Raw genomic sequence first — 19,659 nt, 5'->3', positions numbered from 1 at the left:
GCCGCCCGTGAAATCGTCGCGTCCGCCCCGCAGGCCGAACTGTTCCTGTACCCGGGAGACCAGCACTACTTCGCCGATTCCAGCCTGCCGTCCTACGACCCCCAAGCCACGGTCTTGCTCACCAAGCGGGTGCTCGACTTCCTCGCCAGCCGCTAAACGCCCGCAGCCTCACGGAACCCTGTTGTTGTCCGGCCTCGGTTGTCGGGCCCCGCAGCGAGCCACACAGCGAAGACCTCAACACGGACACCAGGCCAGCGGCCCTGTCGAAGGAACCACAGCATCCGCTCATGCCGCGATCCGCGCGCTGCGAAGCGCGACCACCCAACAGCCCTCGGAGTGTCCGGACGTAGCCGATGAGCGGATGCCAAAAGACATCGCCGGTCCAGGACACGAGCTGCGCGGGATCTCGGCGCTCGATCGAGTGGAGCAGGTCTTTTCTGGATCGCCGATGCTGACCGGTGATTGCCCCTGTCAGCTCGCATCCGGTGTGGTGGCACGGCCGGCGTCGGGTGCCCGTCGGGTGGGTGGGTCGGGCAGGGCGGCGGCGATGGCGTTGAGGACGTGGTCGAGTCCATACTGGAAGCGCGCGTCGGGCGGCTGGTGCGACAGCCTGCCCTCAAGGATGTTGCGGGTGAACATTGGGTACTTGCCGGACGCGATCACCTGGCTGACGTACGGTCCGACGTACTCGGCCATCCACTGGCTGCGGTCCATGCCGGTGTGCCGCGCCTGCTCCAGCCAGCCGATCTCGTCGCGGACGGCGCTTTGGACGTAGTCGCCCACCATGCTGTTCAGAGTGGTCATCGCGTCGATGTGCAGACCGAACCCGTCGAGGGCGCTGAGGGCGAAGTCGTAGACGCGCAGTGAGTTGGGGCCGAGGGTGGGGCGCCGGGCGAGGGTGACCTGCCAGGGGTGGCGCAACCCGACGGCGCGGGTCTGGTGTGCCACCAGGGACAGGTCGGCGCGCCAGTCGCCGCTGGGCCGGTCGGGCAGTTCAATCTCGCCGCCGACGGCGTCGACCATGAGGTCGATGAGGTCGTCGCGTTTGGGCACGTACCGGTACAGCGACATCGCGCCGGTGCCCAACTCCTGGCCGACGCGGCGCATCGTGGTGGCGTCGAGGCCATCGGCATCGGCGATGCGGATGGCGGTCGCGGTGATCTGCGCCCGGCTGTAGCCGGGGCGCCGGCCGGGTCCGGACCTCTGCACCTGTTCCGGCCGCATCCAGATGCTGACGCTGCTGGTGTTCGACACGTCCCACCACCCTCTCTTGCGTACATCGTACTCGAATCGCTAGTGTTCGTTTCGAGTACGATGTACGCGATTGGAGTGAGGGCCGTGAGTCGACGTCTCTACCTGGGTGTGATCGGGGTAATCCTCGCCATGATCATGGCCCCGCTCGACGGGATGATGCTGGGGCCCGCGTTGCCGGTCATCGTCGGTGACCTGGGCGGGGCGCAGGACTTCTCCTGGGTGATGACCGCCTACCTGGTCCCGATGGCCGCGGCGACGCCGATCTGGGGCAAGCTCGGCGACCTGTTCGGGCGTAGGCCGGCCTACCTGTCGGCGATCGCGGTGTTCCTGCTCGGTTCGGCGCTGGCCGGGATGTCCCAGGTAATGTGGCAGCTCATCGCCTTCCGGGTGGTCCAGGGCCTGGGCGGCGGCGGCCTCATGGTCGGCGCCCTGGCGCTCATCGCCGAGCTCGTGCCGCCCCGGCAGAGCGCCCGGCTGATGGGCCTGTTCGGCGTGATCATGCCGGTCGCCCTCATCGCCGGGCCGCTACTCGGCGGCGTGTTCACCGAACAGCTGAGCTGGCGGTGGGCCTTCTACATCAACCTGCCGGTCGGCGCCGTCGCCGCGCTGCTCATCGTGACCACGATTCGGCTGGAACCACGGCGGATCACCGCCCGCATCGACGCCGTGGGGGCACTGCTGCTGACCGTCGTCCTCGTGGCGCTGAGCCTGCTGGCGAGCTGGGTCGGCACCCGGTACACCTGGACTTCGGCGCCGATCCTCGGGCTGGCCGCGACCGCGCTGCTGGCGCTGGTGGCCTTCCTGCGGGTGGAGCGGCGCGCCGCCGAGCCCATCGTGCCGCTGCGGCTGTTCGCCGACCGCAGCTTCACCCTGGCCCAGATCCTGCGCCTGACGGCAGGCGCAGCCATGATGGTCTTCGCCGCCTTCCTGCCGCTGTACATGCAGTCGGCGAAGGACGCCTCACCGACCGCCAGTGGCCTGCTGATCCTGCCCGCGATGCTCGGCATGGTCGCGGTGTCGGTCGCCAGCGGACAGATCATCTCCCGCACCGGCCGGTACCGCGGCCTGGCGATCCTCGGTGGCGCGGTGCTGACCGTCGGCATGCTGGTGCTGTTCGTCCTCGAGCCTGACACCAACCTGGCCCTCGCCTCGGCGCTCACCCTGCTCGGCGGAGCCGGGGTGGGTCTCATCATGCAGAGCACCACGATCATCACCATCAACAGCGCGTCCCCGCGTGACATGGGTGCGGCCAGCGGCTCGGTCACGCTCTGGCACACGATGGGCGCCTCGTTGGGCGCCGCCGTGCTCGGTGCCCTGTACACCAGCCGGTTGACCGCCACCGTCGAGGACCGCCTCGGCGGCGAACCGGCCAGCCGGGTCCTCGCCAGTGGCGAGCTGACCGCCGACGCCGTGCAGCGGCTGCCCGATATGGCGCAGGACGCGATCCGCGCCGGCGTCACCGATGGCGTGCACGGTATGGCCGCGGCCGGCGCGGCCCTCGGCGTCACCGCGTTCGTCCTGGCCTGGTTCATCCGCGAAACCGCCCTGCGGGGCCGTACCACCCCCGAGACCACCCGTTCCGAGTCCATTTCCACCCTTGAGGAGCACCATGTCTGAGCACCGCCTGCAACTCGCCGTCATCATCGGTAGCGTCCGCGACGGACGCTTCGGCCCGACCGTCGCCAACTGGTTCGTCGGTGAGGCCGAGGGCCGCGACGACGTCCGGGTCGATCTGGTCGACCTGGCCGACGTGCCGATCGGCTCGGCCGCCCCGACGATGTCGCCGCCAGCGCACACGTTGGAGGCGCTCAGCGGCCTGACGCCACGGCTGGACGCCGCCGACGCCTTCGTCGTGGTCACCCCGGAGTACAACCACAGCTACCCGGGTGCGTTGAAGAACGTCATCGACTGGCACAACGTGCAGTTCCACGCCAAGCCGGTCGCGTTCGTGTCCTACGGCGGGCTCTCCGGCGGCCTGCGGGCCGTGGAACACCTGCGGCTCGTCTTCGCCGAGCTGCACGCCGTCACCACCCGGGACACGGTCAGCTTCCACAACGCATGGGAGCAGTTCGACGGCGACGGCCGGCCCAGAGATCCGCACGGTCCCGCCACCGCGGCCAAGACCCTGCTCGACCAGGTCACCTGGTGGGCGCGGGCACTCAAGGACGCCAAGACCACCACCCCGTATCAGGTCTGACCAGAACCGCACGAGAGGCGTACCAGACATGACCGCACTTACCGGAAAGACGGCCCTGGTGACCGGCGGCAGCCGGGGCATCGGCCGGGCGATCGCGACCCGGCTGGGTCGCGGCGGCGCCCGCGTCGCGGTGCACTACGGCAGCAACGAGGCGGCGGCCAGGCAGACCGTCGCGGCGATCGAGGCGGCCGGCGGGCACGCGTTCACCGTCCATGCCGAGTTCGGTGACGACGGCGACGCCGAGACGCTGTGGGCCGGCTTCGACGCCCACGCCGACAGCCTCGACATCCTGGTCAACAACGCCGGGATCCTGGGCGACCAGGCGGAGATCCAGGACGTGAGCCGGGCCGCGTTCGACCGCCTCATCGCGGTCAACACGATCGCGCCGTTCTTCGTCACCCAGCACGGCCTGCGCCGGCTGCGCGACGGCGGTCGGATCATCAACATCTCCACGATGCTGACCCGCGGCTCATCGATGTCGCGATCGATCTCCTACGCCATGTCCAAGAGCGCCATGGACGTGCTCACCGCGACGCTGGGCAAGCAGTTGGGGCCGCGGGGCATCACGGTCAACACCGTGGCTCCCGGCGTCATCGACACCGACATGCACCAGGGGCGACTTGTCGGGGAGGCGTTGGCCTGGCTGGCGTCGCTGTCGCCGATGGGTCGGATCGGCACCCCGGAGGACGTCGCCGACACGGTTGCCTTCCTCGCCTCGGACGACAGCCGCTGGATAACCGGCCAGTGGATCGACGCTACCGGCGGCACCCTGCTGTAGGCGACACACCGACGCGACCCGGCTCCGGGACGCCAGGCACTGTCGGACTGGCTGCGAAGTCGAAGGAGCCCGCTTCCATCTGCCGCCGAGCGCGCGCTACCGGCGGTAACGCCCAGCTGGAGACAGGCGCAGCTCGATCAGACATCCGGATCTGCCGCGATCCGCTCGCTATTCGGTCATGGTAAGGCGGCGCCCTCAGCGCCCGGACATGCCGCCGATCGTGCGGGCCGCCAAGCGATGTGCCATCACGTGCCGTAGTTCCTCCCGACATCCTGTGGCACGCGGAGCCGATGACCGGACCGGAAGGATGCGAGTCGGAGATGCGGTAGCTGGCTGAACTTCAGGGCGTGACGTCTACCAGTACCTTGCCGACCGCGCCGGTCTCCACCGCTCGATGAGCGTCGGCGGTGCGGTGCAGCGGGAAGCGGTGCAGTGGCAGGCCGTGTTCTTCGCCGACTGGCAGGGCGCCGTCGCGGATCGCGACGGCGACGTCCTCGACGGCTGCGGCGCGCGCCTGCGGGCCAGCCGTATAGAGCACCAGGAACTGTAGGCGCGTGTTCAGCACCATGTTCTGCCCCACGTTCAGTTCGACCGCATGTCCGCCCTGGTTGGCGTACGTCGCGATAGTGCCGCGTGTGCGCAGCACGGCCAGATCCAGTGCCAGGTTCGCGCCCAGCGCCACCTCGGCGACGATGTCGACGCCGTCCGGGGCGATCGCACGGATGGCGGCGGCCGGGTCGCCCTCGCGATAGTTGATGACGTGGTGGGCGCCAGCCGCGATGGCGAGCTTCGCCTTCTGCGGGCCGCTGACCGTGCCGATCACGGTAGCGCCGGCCCATCGGGCGAGCTGGATCACTGCGTGCCCGACCGCGCCGGCCCCGCCTGCGGCGAGCACCACCTTGCCGTCGAGTACGCCGGGGTGAAGGCGGCGTGGCCCGTCCTCGGCGACGGTGAGTGCGCGGTGTGCGGTGAGTGCGGGAACGCCGAGCGAGGCGCCGACGTCGAAGCTGGCCTCGTCTGGCAGCGGCACGGCCTGATCGGCGGGTACGACGGTGAACTCGGCGGCGGTGCCGGTGGGCCGCCCCGCGGCGGCCATGAACAGCCACACCCGCTGACCGACCCGGCTCGGGTCGACGCCGTCACCGACGGCGTCGATCACACCGGCACCGTCGAGGTGCGGGGTGATCTCGGAGAACAGCTTGCGGTGGGCGACGCCGGAGCGGGCCTGCCAGTCGGTCGGGTTGACCCCGGACACGGCAACCCGGACGCGGACTTCGCCGGGTGCGGGCGTGGGCCGGTCACGCTCGACGAGTTGGAGAACGTCGGGGCCGCCGTTGTCGCGGTAGATGATCGCCTTCATGACCCATCCAATGTTCGATCTGCATCGTACTGTTCGAGGCGCGTCGAACAGTACGATGGGAGTCGAACTTTTCGCAACTTCTGGCTAGGCTTCGTCTCGTGACCGAGGTGATCGAACCCGCCATCCAGACCGTGACGATCGACGTCGTGCTCAGCGCGCTTGCCGACCCGGTGCGGCTTACGCTCGTGCGCGCCCTCGACGCCGCTGGGGACTGGACCTGCGGCAGCGACGTCCTCAAGGACACTGGCGTCACCATCGGCAAGTCAACGCTGTCGCACCACATCAAGGTCCTGCGCGATGCCGGCCTGATCCGCACGCGCGTCAACGGCACCCGCCGACTCGTCACGCTGCGCTACGCCGAGGTGGACCAACGCTTTCCCGGCCTGCTGACCATGCTCCGCGAACACGGCCCTACCCGTGGCGCCGCGAAGGCACCCTCCTCGACCGCATGACACGTGAACCGGGGAAGGTGAATGGCGGGTCCCGTCGCAAAGACCTGCATACCTCGGCCGACATCGCCGTGCGGGCCCTAGCGTGCACCCCTGCCCCTGTCGCAGCGCCGGTCAGCGGGTGAGGCCGACCAGCGTCGCCAGTCGCGCCACGCCGGCCGGCGCCGGCTGCGCGCGCGCAACATCGGCGATCACGGTACGCGCCAACGGCCGGCACCGAACCTCACCCGGCGCGACACTGTCCGCGTCCACCAGCGCCCGCGCCGCCCCGCGCACGTCACCCACCTGCAGGTACGCTCGCGCGACGTCGACCAGGTACGCACCCCGATACTCGGCCGGCAACCGCCGCCACCCCTCCCGCCGCACCACTATCGCGTGCCGCCGCACCGCCTCGACGGCATCACCCCGCGAGGCCACCACCAACACCCGAGCCAACTCGACGGCGACCGGCCCGAAGCTGGTGCGGTGCGTGTCGTCGTACCCCCGAAGGTTTGCGGCGACGCCCGCGGCCCGGTCGGTCAGCTCGTCGGCGCGGCGGTGCTCGCCGCAGCCGGCGGCGGCGAGGGCGGCCTGAACCAGCAACGTCCCGCCCACCGCCCTCCCCCGGTGCTCGCCCTGACCTTGGTGATCAAGAATTTTGCGGGCAGTGCGATCGCCACTCTCTTGACCACCACAGTGGGACGACTGTGGGAGGACGGGGTTGGCGGCGGGAAGCAGCACGGCCAGGGCTAGGCGGTCGCGGTCCTGCGCACGGAGCGCCTGGCCCACCGAGATGGTCGCCGTCGCCGCGAGCAGCGGGCCGTCGCCGGCGGCGGACATCGCGCGGTCGGCGGCCAGCCAGGCGAGGTCGGCCTCGCCGAGCTTGACCAGCAGGGACGAGGTGATCCGGTACGCCTGCACCAGCAACTCCGCCGACCCCCCGCCCTGGGCGGCGTCGAGCAGCCCCGGCAGCAGCCGCACCAACTGCCCGTAGTGCGCGTGCTGGTAGGTCAACCAGGCGTGCCCGACCTGCCGTCGCAGCTCGTCCGTCTGTGGTGGAGCCTGCGGGGTGTCGTAGCGGGCGAGAGCGGCCCGGATGTCGTCCACCCCGTCCGGCGTGCTCGCCGGGGTGCCCTGCGGCTGGCCGAGCAGCACCTCCGGATCGACCCGCAGGACGTGGGCCAGCTCCTGGATCACCGAGTACCGGTCCAGGGTGCGGGCACCCCGCTCGATCTTGTCCACCCAGCTCTTCGACCTACGCAGCCGGTCGGCGAGCATCTGCTGCGTCATCTGCCGCCGTACCCGCCAGCGGGCCACCCGGCGGCCGATGGGCAGGTCATCCCCTGTCACGCCGCCACCGCCGGTCCGGGACCGCGCGGGTCGTGTCCTCCACGGGTACGCGGTCCGCCTCGGCCTGGGCGAGGAGGCGCTGTTTGGCAGCCTCCCGCTCGGCCGCCTCGCCATTGTTCTCCGGAGCCTTGTCGTCCTGACCGCTCATCCCCGCCTCCTCTGGTCGAGGCCGGGCGGCTCGCTATCGATCCCGCCGCACCGCGCCAACGGGACGCACTCGCATCCCAAACCGGACAGTAAGGCGAATTGGTGATGCGGTGATTACTGCCAGTTATGCGGCCAGGTTGATGCCGATGCGGCCGGCGAGCAGGCGCAACGCGTCGGGGATGGCACGGCGCTGGGCACGCTGGGCCAGGGTCACCACGGCATCGCGGGCGAGAGGGTTGATGGCGAACGGGATCGGTGCCGCCCGCTCGGCCTGGACGAACGCGGCGAGAGCTTCGGCATCCCGCCGTCCGCCGTCCGCCAGGGCGCGACCGAGGTCGAGCCAATAGGACTGCTGGCGGATCGATGCCACGAGTACCTGCGGTCGGACCGTCCGAGACAGTTCGATGACCCGGCCGGACTCGCCCTGCTCGGCGGCGATGGACATCTCCCAGAGCTGCACGTTGGTCAGCCCGAAGCCACAGCCATTAAAACCCGCCCCGTCTGCCGGATCCCCAAGCGTCGCTGCCTCACGGGCCGCCTCGGCTAGGTGGTCGCGGGTGAGATCCAGGCGACCGCTTACCGTTGAGGTCAACGCGGCCGAGAGGTGGAGTTGGCCGAGCATCTGCCGGACTCGCTCGTCGGCGGCATCGGCCTGAAGCTCGGCCAGCGACCGGTCCGCGGCACGGGCAGCGAGCGACGCGGACTCAATCGGCAGGCTCTGCGCGTAGGCAAAACGGGCTGCTCCAAGCCACGCCGGGTCTTCGGTGTCTTCCGCGACCAACCCGGCGAGCCGGGCGGCATTGAGCGCCAAATGGCGATAGCCGAGGTTCCGCAGGCAGGTGGAGGCTTGGTAGGCGACCTGCACGAGCGCAGAGCCACCCACAGAGGCGGCTTCGATTAGCAGGGCAGGGAGGAGGCGTGCCATCGCCGGGTAGCTGCACGAGGTGCGGAGCTGCTCGGCGCGTGCAATCTCGGTGGCCAAGTGGTCCTTTGTGTAGGTCGACGGGCGGCGCTCGCCATCCTCGATCTCGATCAGGGCCGACCAGATCGCCGGTACGCACTCGGCGGCGCTTTCGCGTGCCGGATCACCGGACTCCGTGCCTTGGCCGAGCAGGTCGGCCACCGTGACCTGGAGTGCGGCAGCGAGAGCAACCAGTGTGGACCGGCGATCGATGGTCTTCCGGCCCGACTCGACCTGCGACACGTACGACTGGGTGACGCCAGCCAGCCCAGCGAGGACAGCCTGAGTCATGCCACCACGACGCATGCGCCAGTACCGAATCCTGGCACCGATGGTGTCCGGCCTCTTCACCATGCCCCTGCTCCAAGTGGAGAACTGGAGTAGCGGCAAGTGGCCTCTACCCCGCACGTTTGGACGTTACACCGACGGCACGTCCAACCAGCAACGCTGAGTGCCCGAGAAGTGCCGTCCCCGCGCAGTGCACCCGGCAGCGTCGGATTTGGCTACGGTCTCGTGGTGGCCTGGGCGGCCTAGCTGCGGCACCGCACGGCGCCGGATCTTGCCGATGAGAGTGCAGTGGCCAATTCTGCCTTAATCCGAGAGCGCTTCGGCCCGGTATGATCTCCGCGACCGTCCGCTTTGCGGGTACTGTGGAGTGGCAATAGAGGCTGAGGTGACTCGATGGCAGATTTCGCAACGGGGCCTTCGAATTTTATGCTGGAAGATCTCAAAATGAAGTACGCCGCCCAGAAAGCATCGCAGGCCTTCTTGCGACTCTACGACGACCAAGATTTCGGCCAAATGTTTGCGGTTCTTCACGAGCGGCTGAATCGGCACTTCGAGAGCATCAATGATCGAGCGAGGAGCACGCATCACTACTGGGCGGAAAGCAGTCGTGACCTCATAGCCCTCATTGATGAACTGAACCAGGACCTTCAAGGCCTCAAGCACGCTGGCATCGAAGTAGTATTCGATGACAAGTATCTGCAGGCGATCAAACGTTGCGATCCGTGGCTGTCCAGCAGTGGCGGGAGCACGGTTCCTGAAGATTTTGAGCAAATCATGGTCGTGAAGTATGAGCCGATCTTCGTCCGACCTGAAATGACCGTGAGACTGAAGAAGCGTCAGTCGGCGGCGAGCCTGAAGATGGAAGGACAAGGGTCCTACGCCATCGTCTATTCCTATGTCGATCCCGACTATGGCATCAGGTTTGCAATAAAGCGCGCCAAGCAAGGGATTGAAGAGCGCGATCTACTTCGATTCAAGCGAGAATTCGAAGTCATGACGCGTCTCAGTTTTCCGTACGTTCTTGAGGTTTACCGATACAATCAGGAGCGAAATGAGTATCGCATGGAGTACTGTGACGACACCTTGAGGGGCTTTATTGCTAGACGCAACAGCAAGCTGTCGTTCTCCTCCAGAAAGCGCATCGCGCTTCAGCTTCTCTACGGCATCAACTATCTCCATGGCCAGAACCTGCTTCATCGTGATATTAGCCTTCAGAACGTTCTTTTGAAGGTTTATGAAAGTGGCGCCGTTCTGGTGAAACTGTCGGATTTCGGCTTGGTCAAAGACCAGTCGTCGAGCTTTACTCGCACTCAAACAGAGATGCGCGGAACCATTCGCGATCCCCTCCTCCACGACTTCAAGAGCTACGGGGTTACGAATGAGATCTACTCGATCGGCTGGGTATTGTCTTATATCTTCACCGGTCGCGAATCCCTCAAGTCGGCCAACGATGAAGTGGGTCGGATAGTGCACAAATGTGCGGCACACGACGTCTCGAAGCGTTATCATACCGTGCGTGACGTCATCTTGGACGTGGAACGACTCGATGCGGCCCCGACGGATGCGCCTGCTTGACCGCCGCTGACTCCTGGGACTCCCGCGTTCATATTCGCGGCATGTGTCACACCTCCGAGCCGAACTTCCTCAGTCGCTGCTCTAGATTGCTGGCCCAGCGTAGAAGGTTTGCGTACGCCGCAGTGGCGGCGTATAGGTCCTCGCGTAAGTCGGCCATCGTGATCAGTCGGGACCCTTGGGACCGGCGATCCACGAGGTGCCACTCAATCCGACGAGTCTTGCCCGGACCATCAGAACGCGGACAAGCTTCGCCGACGACCCGAGTGAGGTTTCCGTGCGCCAGCTCGTTACGACGCCTTACTGCGTCCCACAACTCCTCGAATGGGAAAGTGCTGTTTCCTTCCGGGTATGCACCATTCCCAAGTAGCGACTCGACATACTTTAGCCGTTTGCCGATCGTCCACTGGTCTAGCTCGCGTTGACGCGTTTCTGGATTGCCTGGGCGTTCCAACTGCACAATCACATCGCTGAGCAAATCCTCCAAGATAGCGCTCTGGGTTATAACTAGACCTCGCCGCTCGTCAAGAGCGCGACGTTCAGCAACCTCTTCCCAGTCAAGGTCGGCCGCGTCGTGGAATGTTAAGAGGAGGTCATAGCCAGAGAATACGTGCAAGGGTTCATCCGAGTTGTCGTTGAACGACACCTCCACGACCTCAACCGACATCTCGTCAAGCTTCTTAACGCTTTCCTCATCCAACATCCCTGCATAGGCCCAGTCGGCGGTGTACGAACAGATTAGGCCCGGATAGTCCGGCGTCCGGAAGACGCAGGTCCAACCGCGCTCGCCAGGCACCAACTCCGAACTCTCCCGCAGCACATTGCCGTGACGCGGGCACCTCATATGCTCGGAGACTGAAGCTGCTTGCCAGCGACGGAGTAACGCGACCTGCTCAGGAGCGAAGGGTGCGTACACCTTTGGGGTGTGGATCGGGAGTGCCAGAGCAATTCTCAGTGCCATGCAGCGGTTCCAATGTCTAGTATCAGGACTGTCGACCTCGGTTTTAACCTGCCGGCACCCTATCCTGCCGCCGGTCGTGCGTGCCGGCCGACGATGAGCCGTCACGTCCAGTGGCGACGGGCCGAATTTGCGCGACGCCGCTGGCGGGCCGGCGGACACCTGGTCTGGACGGGCTGGAAGGCCAGGGCTGGAGGGTGTGCTGACTGGTCTCGAACCGACTGAACGCACGGCCTTGTGTCGCATCCCACCACACGCTTCGCGCCCATGGATCTCGTGTCATCGGAACGGAAGCCGTGGGCCGAGCGTTCACAGACCCATTGGCGCACTGCCGGGCAAGCTTCGACAAGGCACACGAGCGCGACGAGCAATCCCTCCGTCGGGCGAACGGGTCTGCCTCGTTCATGAGGCAAACGCCTAAAGACGCGCAAGCCTTCAGGTATCTCTGATTCCCGTTGCCGGCGCACTCATTTGCCGTAACTTGAGGATACCGAGGTCGATGATGGTCTCCATAGCTAGAGCCTCATCTCAGCCGCCATACAGATCCCGCATAGCTTCCTCGTACTCGTTACGCTGGTCGGTCATTGCGCGGATGCCGGTGTCCGAGCCGTCGAGTAGGCATGCAACCGCCTCCATTGCGTCGTGAAATCGGCGGATGTGTACACGGCCGAGCGCCGAGAGTGTCTCCGACCCGTCCCTTTGGATCGGGTAGCGGAAGTGCTCGGACGTGGGATCGAAGCTGTTGAGTTGCAACAGGACCCGCTCGGCGTTGTCCAGGTCTTTTTGGGAGTCGCCAGGGAATGCGTCCCGCAGCAACGGGCGAGCCACCCGCCACAACTGGTCAATCTTGTGGGTCAGCGGTAGGTTCGCAGGCTCGCGGCGGTACGCCCTGGCCAGGAGGATCAAGGCCTTGAGCTGAAGCTCGACGTAGTGACGCCAACACATGAGGAACGGATAGACCAAGTAGTCTTGATCTCGACCAGTGACAGCGACCTGCTCGGCGAGCACGGTAGCCGCCTTCCAGTAGCCCTGGATGTAGCCGATCCAGCGGTCCCGCGGCCAGTCCATGCAGGCCACAAGCCACCAATCCTCGCCCTTGGCCAACAAGTCGATGTCAGCCGACAGCCAGGAGAAGTCCGCGCCTGGATCATCAGCGGGTTCCCGTTCAAGGCTCATTGACTTATGATTGCGGCTATTGCCCTAGCTGTCCAATCGTTTGTCTCCGCGATACTCGCTGCCACCTTCATCGGTGCTCGAAAGTATGCCTGCACTTTCTTCGCTTCCTGCAGTTGCAGCCGTCACACGATTTGCCGAACTGCGGCCACGAGCCCGCGCGCTTTGTCTTTCTCGTTGGGCCAAGCGAGTCCTCCCACTGGGTCACGCGCCGGACTACTTCACGCCGCTCACACAGAAGCCGATCTCCGCCCTCGGTCAACTCACGATAGCGGTCCGTGTGATCTCGTACTTGCTGATGTTCCCGCAACGCCTGCCGCAGTCAGTGGTCCCGGCTGGCCCAAAGCTAGGCGATGCAGTCGGTCGCCGCAGCAGACGAGGACGTACGCGACCAGGCTATGGGAGCCACGCTTCGTCTTTTGCGGGCGCTGCAGTGTCCTCGCCAAGAGCGGCAACTGTTAGAGCGACGCGATGGGAAGGCAACCGTGTGGCCGGGGGCTCGTCGGCCATACGGCGGGTGCCGATCTTGGGCTGAATCGTGGGACTCTCCGTCCTTCACAAAGGGAGGGCCCCTACCGTGCCAGTCATCTCGGATCGGGTAGTGCTGCGGGCCTGGCGACATAAGAGCCAGCCTGACAAGATTCACTTCATTGTGGCGCGAGCCGATGCCAGCACTCGCCGGCTTTGGGTCAGTAAGGGCCACTTCCTCTACGAGATCCTCGATAGCCACCTGCTCGCGATGGGCTACATCGGTCCGGCGAGCGCGAAGATCGATCCCGAGGAAGCGCAGGATGACACTGAGGCGGCAGCCTAGCGAGCGGCCAAGTTGCGTACTCCACATAGACAGTGGAGGGACAGCCTCATACTCAGGATATGCTATTCCGACGCGGTGACCCTGATCTTGGTTTCGCTCGGTCATAACAAAACTCGAAGTATAATGCGCTCAAGTGGTTCCGCATCAGCGTCAGAGCGCCACAATCGCCGCGGTCTCCGCAGGCAGCTCGATCCGGTCCCGCATAACGGTGACCCCCTCCCCCGTGGCCAACAGCACCCGCCGCGCCACCCCCGGCAGCGAAACCCCCTGCCCCCGCCCAGCCAGGTTCGCCACCACCAGCGTCTCCCCCCGCCGCATCAGCAGGAACTGGTCCCCATGCTGCACAGAAACCGCGTTCAACCGAGGATCAGACAGGTCCGGCAACGAACGACGCAGTGCGATCAACCGCTGGTAGAACGCCAACATCTCCCGATGCTCGGGCTTGTCCAGCTCAGCCCAGTCCAACCGCGACCGCACGAACGTCTCCGGGTCCTGCGGGTCAGGCACGTCCCCCTCAGCCCACCCGTGCGACGCGAACTCCCGCCGCCGCCCGAGAGCCACCGCCGTAGCCAGCTCCGGCTCCGGATGCGAGGTGAAGAACTGCCAAGGCGTAGAGGCCGCCCACTCCTCCCCCATGAACAACATCGGCGTGAACGGCGCCGTCAGCAGCAACGTAGCCCCAACGCGGAGCAGCGAAGGCGACAGAGAAGCCGAGATCCGATCCCCGGTAGCCCGATTCCCGATCTGGTCGTGGTTCTGGAGGTACGCCACGAACCGATGCCCCGGCACCCGAGGATCAACAGGCCGCCCGTGGTGCCGGTTGCGGAAGCTCGACCAGGTGCCCGCGTGGAAGAACCCACCCGTCAGCACGTCCGACAGTGTCTCCAGCGACCCGAAGTCCCCGTAGTACCCCTGCCGCTCCCCCGTCAGCAACGTGTGCAGCGCGTGGTGCGCGTCGTCGTTCCACTGGGCGTGCAGCCCGAAGCCGCCCGCCTCCCGTGGCGTGATGAGCCGCGGGTCGTTGAGGTCCGATTCGGCGATCAGCGACAACGGCCGGCCCAGGTGCGTCGACAGCGACTCCACCGAAACGGCCAGCTCTTCGAGAAGAGGCACCGCCCGCGAGTCCGGCAGGGCGTGCACGGCGTCCAGCCGCAGCCCGTCGACGTGGTAGTCGCGCAGCCACATGAGGACGCTGTCGATGATGTAGCGGCGTACCTCGTCGGAGTGCGGGCCGTCCAGGTTGACCGTGCGGCCCCACGTGTTGCTCTGCTCGGCGAGGTAGGGCCCGAACCGCGGCGCGTAGGCCCCGGAGGGCCCGAAATGGTTGTAGACGACGTCGAGGATCACCCCCAACCCGCGGGAGTGGGCGGCGTCGACGAACCGTTTCAGGCCGTCGGGGCCACCGTAGGGCTCATGGGGTGCAAACCAGCAGACGCCGTCGTACCCCCAGTTGTGTTCGCCGTTGAAGGCGTTGACCGGGAGCAGCTCGATCAGGTCGACGCCCAACGAGACAAGGTGGTCGAGGCGGCCGATGGCCGCGTCGAAGGTGCCCTCCGGGGTGAAGGTGCCGACGTGCAGCTCGTAGAGGATGCTGCCGGGCAGTTGCCGGCCCGTCCACGCGCTGTCGGACCACTCGAACGCGGAGTGGTCGTAGCGGCGGCTCGGCCCGTGCACACCCGCAGGCTGCCACGGCGACCGGGGGTCGGGCAGTGCCGTTTCGTCGTCGTTCAGCAGAAAGGAGTAGTCGGGGCCGGCGTCGGGCACCTCCACCCGCCACCAGCCGTCGGGGGCGGCGCGCATCTCGTGGTCGACGTCGCCGGCCAGGCGCAGCCGGACCCGTGTGGCGTCCGGTGCCCAGACGGAGAATTTGGTCATCTCGCAGCCTCCACGGAAGCGGTGGGAGGAGCCAGCAGCGCGACGGGATAGTCGGCCAGCAGATCGGCCACGGAGGTCTCCCCGCCACTGTAGACCCGGCCGGTGAACAGGTCCTTCACCTCGTTAACACCAAGCGACAGGACTGTGTCGCACCACCCACCGGCGCGTGCCAGGGCCAGCGGCAGGCGGGTCGCCACGGCGATCGCGCCACCCCTGTCGAAGGCCACCACGTGCCGGCCCTGCGGCCCGTGCGCCGGCACCGGCCGATAGGAGGTGAACAGCTCCGGGTGCGCCCGCCGCAGGCGCAGGGTCCGCGACACGACGAGCAGCTTCGCCGCGCCGTCGGTGTCGATCGGGGGACGCCAGCCGCCGTCGAGGCGTGCCAGCATCTCTCGGCGTACGTCGAAGTCGACGGGCCGCCGATTGTCCGGGTCGACGAGGGAGTTGTCCCACAACTCGGTGCCCTGGTAGGTGTCCGGGATGCCGGGCATGGCGAGCTGGATCAGCTTCTGCCCGAGCGAGTTGCACCAGCCAGCCGGGGTGATCGCGGCGGCGAATTCGGTCAGCTCGTCGTGCACGCTCGGGTCGTCGTACATCACGTCGACCATGGCGTGCATCGCCTGCTCGAAGGCCGGGTCCGGGTCCGTCCAACTCGTCGAGGCCCCGGCCTCCCGGGCGGCCTTCTCGGCGTACGCGTGCAGCCGCTCCCGCTCGATCGGCCACGCGCCGACGGCGGTCTGCCACAGCAGGTGGGCGAACGACGGGTCCGGCAGCGGGGCGCACTCCATCCAGCTGGTGACCTGCTCGGCCCAGCGTTGCGGCAGCTCGCTGAGCACGGCGAGGCGGGCGCGGACGTCCTCGCCGCGTTTCGTGTCGTGGGTGGAGACGGTGGTCATGCTCGCCGGCCAGCAGACGTGCCGGGCGGAGGCGAAGCGGTGGAACTCCGCCGGTGGCACCCCGAAGTGGGCGGGGCTGCCGCCGACCTCGTTGAGCGCCACGAACCGGGTCCAGCGATAGAACGCGGTGTCCTCCACGCCCTTGGCCATCACCGCTCCGGTGAACTGCGGAAAGCGGCGGGCCAACTCGTCGTCGCTGTCGCGAAGCCGGCGGGTGACCGCGTCCAGTGCTGTCGCCAGGTCGGGGCGGCGGCGGCCGGCCTCGGAGCGGGCGATGGCGAGATAGCGGGCGCCGTGCGGCGGGTAGCCCCGATAGACCGGGAACACGGCCGCCAACTCGGCGAGCGCCGCCCGCGCCTGCTCGGCCGGCACGTCGGGGGCGAGCGCGGCCAGCCGGGTCAGCTCGGCGGCGAGCAGCCGTGTCGCGGCGGCAAGCTTCGTGTCGTGGGTCAGGTCCTCCCATGAGGTGTGGCGGCCGGCGAGTCGGGTGTCCAGCGCCGTGAAGTCGCCCTCGGTGTCGGTGTCGACGAAGAGCCCGCTGACGGCGGCGAGGGCGTCGTACCCGGTGGTGCCGTCGACAGGCCAGTCCGGCAGCTCCTCGCCGTACTCCAGGATCTTCTCCACCACGAGCCAGGCCTCCGGCGCGGCCTCCCGCAGCCGGGCCAGATAGTCGGCCGGGTCGCGGAGGCCGTCGGGGTGGTCGACGCGGATGCCGTCGACCTCCCCCGCCGCCGCCCAGCGCAGGATCAACTCGTGGGTGGCGTCGAACACCGCCGGGTCCTCCACGCGCAGACCGGCAAGGCCCGAAACGGCGAAGAACCGGCGGTACGTCAGTTCGGCGTCACCGCGCCGCCAGGAGATCAGCTCGTAGTGCTGCCGGTCGTGCACCTCCCGCGCGCTGCCGTCGCCGGTGCCCTCGGCGACCGGGAAGCGGTGCTCGTGATAGCGCAGCTCCCCGTCGACAAGCTTGAGGTCGTCCAGGGCGGCCGGGTCGTCGGCGAGCACCGGCAGCAGCAGCCGGCCCCGATCCCAGTCGATGTCGAACCAGTCGGCGTACGTCGAGTCGCGCCCCCGGCGCAGCACGTCCCACCAGGCCGGGTTGGCCGGCGGTACGGCCACCCCTGCGTGGTTGGGCACGATGTCGACGACAAGGCCGAGATCGGCCTCGCGCAGGGCGCGCAGCAGCCGCTGCCGGCCCGCCTCGCCGCCCAGCTCAGGGTTGACGGCCCGGTGGTCGACCACGTCGTAGCCGTGCTGAGAGCCGGGCGTGGCGGCCAGCAGCGGGGCGCTGTAGAGGTGGCTGACGCCCAGGTCTGCGAGGTAGTCGAGGATCCCGGCGGTGGCGTCCAGGTCGAAGCCGGGGCGGACCTGGACGCGGTAGGTGGCTTGTACGGTGGCCTTTGCAGGGGTGGCCGCCATGTCAGATCGTCCTCTCCAGCACCACGAGGGAACGGTCCGGCACCCGGATGGTGCCGCCCGCGCTGATCACCGTGGCGTCGCCGGGTTCGGGCTCGGCGGTGCTGATCACCCGTTCCCACTTCTGCCCGTAGTCGCTGCCCGGCAGTGTGAAGTCCAGCGGCGCGTCGTGGGCGTTGAAGCAGAGCAGGAACGAGGCGTCGTGGTGGCGCTGGCCGTACTGGCCGCGCTCCCGGATGCCCTCACCGTTGACGAACAGCGCCACCGCGCGGCCGAAGTCGTTGCCCCAGTCCTCGCCTGTCATCTCCCGCCCGTCCGGGGTGTACCAGGCCAGGTCGGGCAGCGGCTCGTCGATGCCACGCCCACCCACCGGCAGACCCGTGAAGAACCGGCGGCGGCGGAACACCTGATGCCGTTTACGGAAGTCGGTGAGCGTGCGGACGAAGTCCAGCAACTGCTCGTCGGCGTTGTCCCAGTCGATCCAGGCCAGCTCGCTGTCCTGGCAGTACACGTTGTTGTTGCCCCGCTGGGTGCGACCCAACTCGTCACCGTGGCCGATCATCGGCACGCCCTGCGACAGCATCAGCGTGGCCAGGAAGTTGCGGCGCTGCTTGGCCCGCAGCGCGAGCACCGCCTCGTCGTCGGTGTCACCCTCGACACCGCAGTTCCACGACCGGTTGTGGCTCTCACCGTCCCGGTTGTCCTCGCCGTTGGCCTCGTTGTGCTTGTCGTTGTACGACACCAGGTCGTTGAGGGTGAACCCGTCGTGGACGGTGACGAAGTTGATGCTGTGGAACGGGCGTCGACCGTCGTCCTGGTAGAGGTCGGCCGAGCCGGAGATCCGCGAAGCGAACTCGGCGAGGGTGGCCGGCTCGCCGCGCCAGAAGTCCCGCACCGTGTCGCGGTACTTGCCGTTCCACTCCGTCCACAGCGGCGGGAAGTTGCCCACCTGGTAGCCGCCGGGGCCGACGTCCCACGGCTCGGCGATCAGCTTCACCTGGCTGACCACCGGGTCCTGCTGCACCACCTCGAAGAAGGTCGACAGCCGGTCCACCTCGTAGAACTCGCGGGCCAGGGTGGCCGCCAGGTCGAACCGGAACCCGTCGACGTGCATCTCGGTCACCCAGTACCGCAACGAATCCATGATCAGTTGCAGGGAGTGCGGGCTGCGTACGTTGAGGCTGTTGCCGGTGCCCGTGTAGTCGACGAAGTAGCGACGGTCCTCTTCGCTGAGCCGGTAGTAGCTCGGGGCGTCCACGCCCTTGAAGCTCAACGTCGGCCCGAGGTGGTTGCCCTCGGCCGTGTGGTTGTAGACCACGTCGAGGATGACCTCGATGCCTGCCGCGTGCAGCGCCTTGACCATGCCCCGGAACTCCTGCACCTGCTGGCCCGTCCGGCCCAGCGCCGAATAGCCGTGGTGCGGGGCGAAGAAGCCGATCGTGTTGTAACCCCAGTAGTTGCGCAGCCCCAGATCCACCAGCCGGTGGTCGTGGATGAACTGGTGCACGGGCATCAGCTCGATCGCCGTCACCCCGAGCCGGGTCAGATAGTCGATCATCGGCGGGGAGGCGATGCCCGCGTACGTGCCCCGCAACTCCTCCGGGATTTCCGGGTGGCGCATCGTCAACCCGCGTACGTGCGCCTCGTAGATCACCGAGTGGTGGTAAGGGGTGCGCGGCGGCTTGTCGTTGCCCCAATCGAAGTACGGGTTGACCACCACCGACTTCGGCATGAACGGCGCCGAGTCGGTCTCGTTCATCCGCTCCGGCTCCGCCAGGTCGTAGTCGTAGACCGCCGGATCCCACGTCACGTCACCGTCGATGGCCTTGGCGTACGGGTCGAGCAGCAGCTTGTGCGGATTGCAACGCAGCCCGTTCGCGGGGTCGTACGGGCCGTACACCCGATAGCCGTAACGCTGCCCCGGCTCGATGCCCGGCAGGTACGCGTGCCAGACGTAGGCGTCCACCTCGCGCAGCTCGACCCGGCGCTCGGCGCCGGTGTCCCACTCGTCGAAGAGGCACAGCTCGATCCGCTCGGCCACCTCGGAGAAGATGGCGAAGTTGGTGCCCATCCCGTCGTAGGTGGCGCCCAGGGGATACCGCTCGCCCGGCCAGACCTGCATGTCGCTCCTTCACGCAATTGTCGTGTGCGCGCCGCGCCACGAGCGCGCCAGCGGACACCCCGCCCCGCGC

The 19,659-nt window shown here is 67.4% G+C and carries 16 protein-coding genes; 6 read left to right on the top strand and 10 right to left on the bottom strand.

Features of this window, described 5'->3' with window-relative positions; translation table 11 throughout:
- Window positions 1-471 precede the first annotated feature (471 nt).
- Window positions 472-1,254: a TetR/AcrR family transcriptional regulator gene (locus ACFY2Q_RS25710; RefSeq protein ID WP_387134363.1), complete on the bottom strand. Its 783-nt coding sequence runs from the start codon at window positions 1,252-1,254 to the stop codon at window positions 472-474.
- A gap of 84 nt (window positions 1,255-1,338) precedes the next feature.
- Here ACFY2Q_RS25710 and ACFY2Q_RS25705 point away from each other — a divergent pair, with 84 nt between their 5' ends.
- From ACFY2Q_RS25705 to ACFY2Q_RS25695, 3 genes are read left to right on the top strand one after another with little or no spacing between them, the layout of a single operon-like run.
- The gene (locus ACFY2Q_RS25705; protein ID WP_387134360.1) at window positions 1,339-2,871 is read left to right on the top strand and encodes an MDR family MFS transporter; all 1,533 of its coding nucleotides are present in this window, start codon (window positions 1,339-1,341) and stop codon (window positions 2,869-2,871) included.
- On the top strand, window positions 2,864-3,451 hold the full coding sequence (locus ACFY2Q_RS25700) for an NADPH-dependent FMN reductase (RefSeq protein ID WP_387134358.1): 588 nt from the start codon (window positions 2,864-2,866) through the stop codon (window positions 3,449-3,451). Before ACFY2Q_RS25705 ends, ACFY2Q_RS25700 begins: the two co-directional genes overlap by 8 nt.
- Before the next feature lie 28 nt (window positions 3,452-3,479).
- Window positions 3,480-4,229, top strand: coding sequence for an SDR family oxidoreductase (locus tag ACFY2Q_RS25695; RefSeq protein WP_387134355.1), 750 nt, complete (start codon window positions 3,480-3,482; stop codon window positions 4,227-4,229).
- A gap of 340 nt (window positions 4,230-4,569) precedes the next feature.
- Here the strand turns inward: ACFY2Q_RS25695 and ACFY2Q_RS25690 are convergent, their stop codons facing one another.
- The gene (locus ACFY2Q_RS25690; RefSeq protein WP_387134353.1) at window positions 4,570-5,589 is read right to left on the bottom strand and encodes an NADPH:quinone reductase; all 1,020 of its coding nucleotides are present in this window, start codon (window positions 5,587-5,589) and stop codon (window positions 4,570-4,572) included.
- Between the two features lie 98 nt (window positions 5,590-5,687).
- On the opposite strand from ACFY2Q_RS25690, the gene ACFY2Q_RS25685 reads away from it, so the two are divergent.
- Window positions 5,688-6,041 (top strand): ArsR/SmtB family transcription factor, encoded by a 354-nt coding sequence (locus tag ACFY2Q_RS25685; RefSeq protein ID WP_387134351.1) that lies wholly within the window; start codon window positions 5,688-5,690, stop codon window positions 6,039-6,041.
- A gap of 111 nt (window positions 6,042-6,152) precedes the next feature.
- Here the strand turns inward: ACFY2Q_RS25685 and ACFY2Q_RS25680 are convergent, their stop codons facing one another.
- From ACFY2Q_RS25680 to ACFY2Q_RS25670, 3 genes are all read right to left on the bottom strand, one after another.
- Window positions 6,153-7,367 (bottom strand): helix-turn-helix domain-containing protein, encoded by a 1,215-nt coding sequence (locus ACFY2Q_RS25680; protein WP_387134349.1) that lies wholly within the window; start codon window positions 7,365-7,367, stop codon window positions 6,153-6,155.
- The gene (locus ACFY2Q_RS25675; protein WP_387134347.1) at window positions 7,354-7,515 is read right to left on the bottom strand and encodes a hypothetical protein; all 162 of its coding nucleotides are present in this window, start codon (window positions 7,513-7,515) and stop codon (window positions 7,354-7,356) included. The genes ACFY2Q_RS25680 and ACFY2Q_RS25675 overlap by 14 nt, the downstream gene beginning before the upstream one ends.
- A gap of 123 nt (window positions 7,516-7,638) precedes the next feature.
- Entirely contained in the window at window positions 7,639-8,829 is a 1,191-nt protein-coding gene (locus ACFY2Q_RS25670) for a helix-turn-helix domain-containing protein (RefSeq protein ID WP_387134344.1), read from the bottom strand.
- Window positions 8,830-9,156: 327 nt separating this feature from the next.
- On the opposite strand from ACFY2Q_RS25670, the gene ACFY2Q_RS25665 reads away from it, so the two are divergent.
- On the top strand, window positions 9,157-10,338 hold the full coding sequence (locus ACFY2Q_RS25665; RefSeq protein ID WP_387134342.1) for a protein kinase family protein: 1,182 nt from the start codon (window positions 9,157-9,159) through the stop codon (window positions 10,336-10,338).
- A gap of 46 nt (window positions 10,339-10,384) precedes the next feature.
- Here ACFY2Q_RS25665 and ACFY2Q_RS25660 read toward each other — a convergent pair whose 3' ends face one another.
- Window positions 10,385-11,296: a hypothetical protein gene (locus tag ACFY2Q_RS25660; RefSeq protein WP_387134340.1), complete on the bottom strand. Its 912-nt coding sequence runs from the start codon at window positions 11,294-11,296 to the stop codon at window positions 10,385-10,387.
- Between the two features lie 525 nt (window positions 11,297-11,821).
- Window positions 11,822-12,469, bottom strand: a complete 648-nt coding sequence (locus tag ACFY2Q_RS25655) for a hypothetical protein (RefSeq protein ID WP_387134338.1) — start codon at window positions 12,467-12,469, stop codon at window positions 11,822-11,824.
- Window positions 12,470-13,043: 574 nt separating this feature from the next.
- Between ACFY2Q_RS25655 and ACFY2Q_RS25650 the strand changes: the two genes are divergently transcribed.
- Window positions 13,044-13,280 carry a hypothetical protein gene (locus ACFY2Q_RS25650; RefSeq protein ID WP_387134336.1) on the top strand — a complete coding sequence of 79 codons (237 nt, stop codon included), beginning with the start codon at window positions 13,044-13,046 and terminating at the stop codon, window positions 13,278-13,280.
- Between the two features lie 150 nt (window positions 13,281-13,430).
- Here the strand turns inward: ACFY2Q_RS25650 and treZ are convergent, their stop codons facing one another.
- The 3 genes from treZ to glgX are packed head-to-tail and all read right to left on the bottom strand — an operon-like array spanning window position 13,431 to window position 19,589.
- Entirely contained in the window at window positions 13,431-15,155 is a 1,725-nt protein-coding gene (treZ, locus tag ACFY2Q_RS25645) for a malto-oligosyltrehalose trehalohydrolase (RefSeq protein ID WP_387134333.1), read from the bottom strand.
- Window positions 15,152-17,470, bottom strand: a complete 2,319-nt coding sequence (gene treY, locus ACFY2Q_RS25640; protein WP_387134331.1) for a malto-oligosyltrehalose synthase — start codon at window positions 17,468-17,470, stop codon at window positions 15,152-15,154. The genes treZ and treY overlap by 4 nt, the downstream gene beginning before the upstream one ends.
- Before the next feature lies 1 nt (window position 17,471).
- Window positions 17,472-19,589 carry a glycogen debranching protein GlgX gene (glgX, locus tag ACFY2Q_RS25635; protein WP_387134329.1) on the bottom strand — a complete coding sequence of 706 codons (2,118 nt, stop codon included), beginning with the start codon at window positions 19,587-19,589 and terminating at the stop codon, window positions 17,472-17,474.
- Window positions 19,590-19,659: the final 70 nt, after the last annotated feature.

The sequence above is a fragment of the Micromonospora sp. NPDC000316 genome, assembly GCF_042898885.1.
GTDB lineage: Bacteria > Actinomycetota > Actinomycetes > Mycobacteriales > Micromonosporaceae > Micromonospora.
Note: the sequence above shows the minus strand (reverse complement) of the source record. Positions and strands in the feature narration are given on the sequence as shown.

What these genes read in the sequence shown, in the direction of transcription:
- ACFY2Q_RS25675 (WP_387134347.1), bottom strand. Translation starts at nt 7,515, where the DNA reads ATGAGCGGTCAGGACGACAAGGCTCCGGAGAACAATGGCGAGGCGGCC.
- ACFY2Q_RS25665 (WP_387134342.1), top strand. Translation starts at nt 9,157, where the DNA reads ATGGCAGATTTCGCAACGGGGCCTTCGAATTTTATGCTGGAAGATCTC.
- ACFY2Q_RS25700 (WP_387134358.1), top strand. Translation starts at nt 2,864, where the DNA reads ATGTCTGAGCACCGCCTGCAACTCGCCGTCATCATCGGTAGCGTCCGC.
- treY (WP_387134331.1), bottom strand. Translation starts at nt 17,470, where the DNA reads ATGGCGGCCACCCCTGCAAAGGCCACCGTACAAGCCACCTACCGCGTC.
- ACFY2Q_RS25695 (WP_387134355.1), top strand. Translation starts at nt 3,480, where the DNA reads ATGACCGCACTTACCGGAAAGACGGCCCTGGTGACCGGCGGCAGCCGG.
- ACFY2Q_RS25655 (WP_387134338.1), bottom strand. Translation starts at nt 12,469, where the DNA reads ATGAGCCTTGAACGGGAACCCGCTGATGATCCAGGCGCGGACTTCTCC.
- ACFY2Q_RS25670 (WP_387134344.1), bottom strand. Translation starts at nt 8,829, where the DNA reads ATGGTGAAGAGGCCGGACACCATCGGTGCCAGGATTCGGTACTGGCGC.
- ACFY2Q_RS25690 (WP_387134353.1), bottom strand. Translation starts at nt 5,589, where the DNA reads ATGAAGGCGATCATCTACCGCGACAACGGCGGCCCCGACGTTCTCCAA.
- ACFY2Q_RS25660 (WP_387134340.1), bottom strand. Translation starts at nt 11,296, where the DNA reads ATGGCACTGAGAATTGCTCTGGCACTCCCGATCCACACCCCAAAGGTG.
- treZ (WP_387134333.1), bottom strand. Translation starts at nt 15,155, where the DNA reads ATGACCAAATTCTCCGTCTGGGCACCGGACGCCACACGGGTCCGGCTG.
- glgX (WP_387134329.1), bottom strand. Translation starts at nt 19,589, where the DNA reads ATGCAGGTCTGGCCGGGCGAGCGGTATCCCCTGGGCGCCACCTACGAC.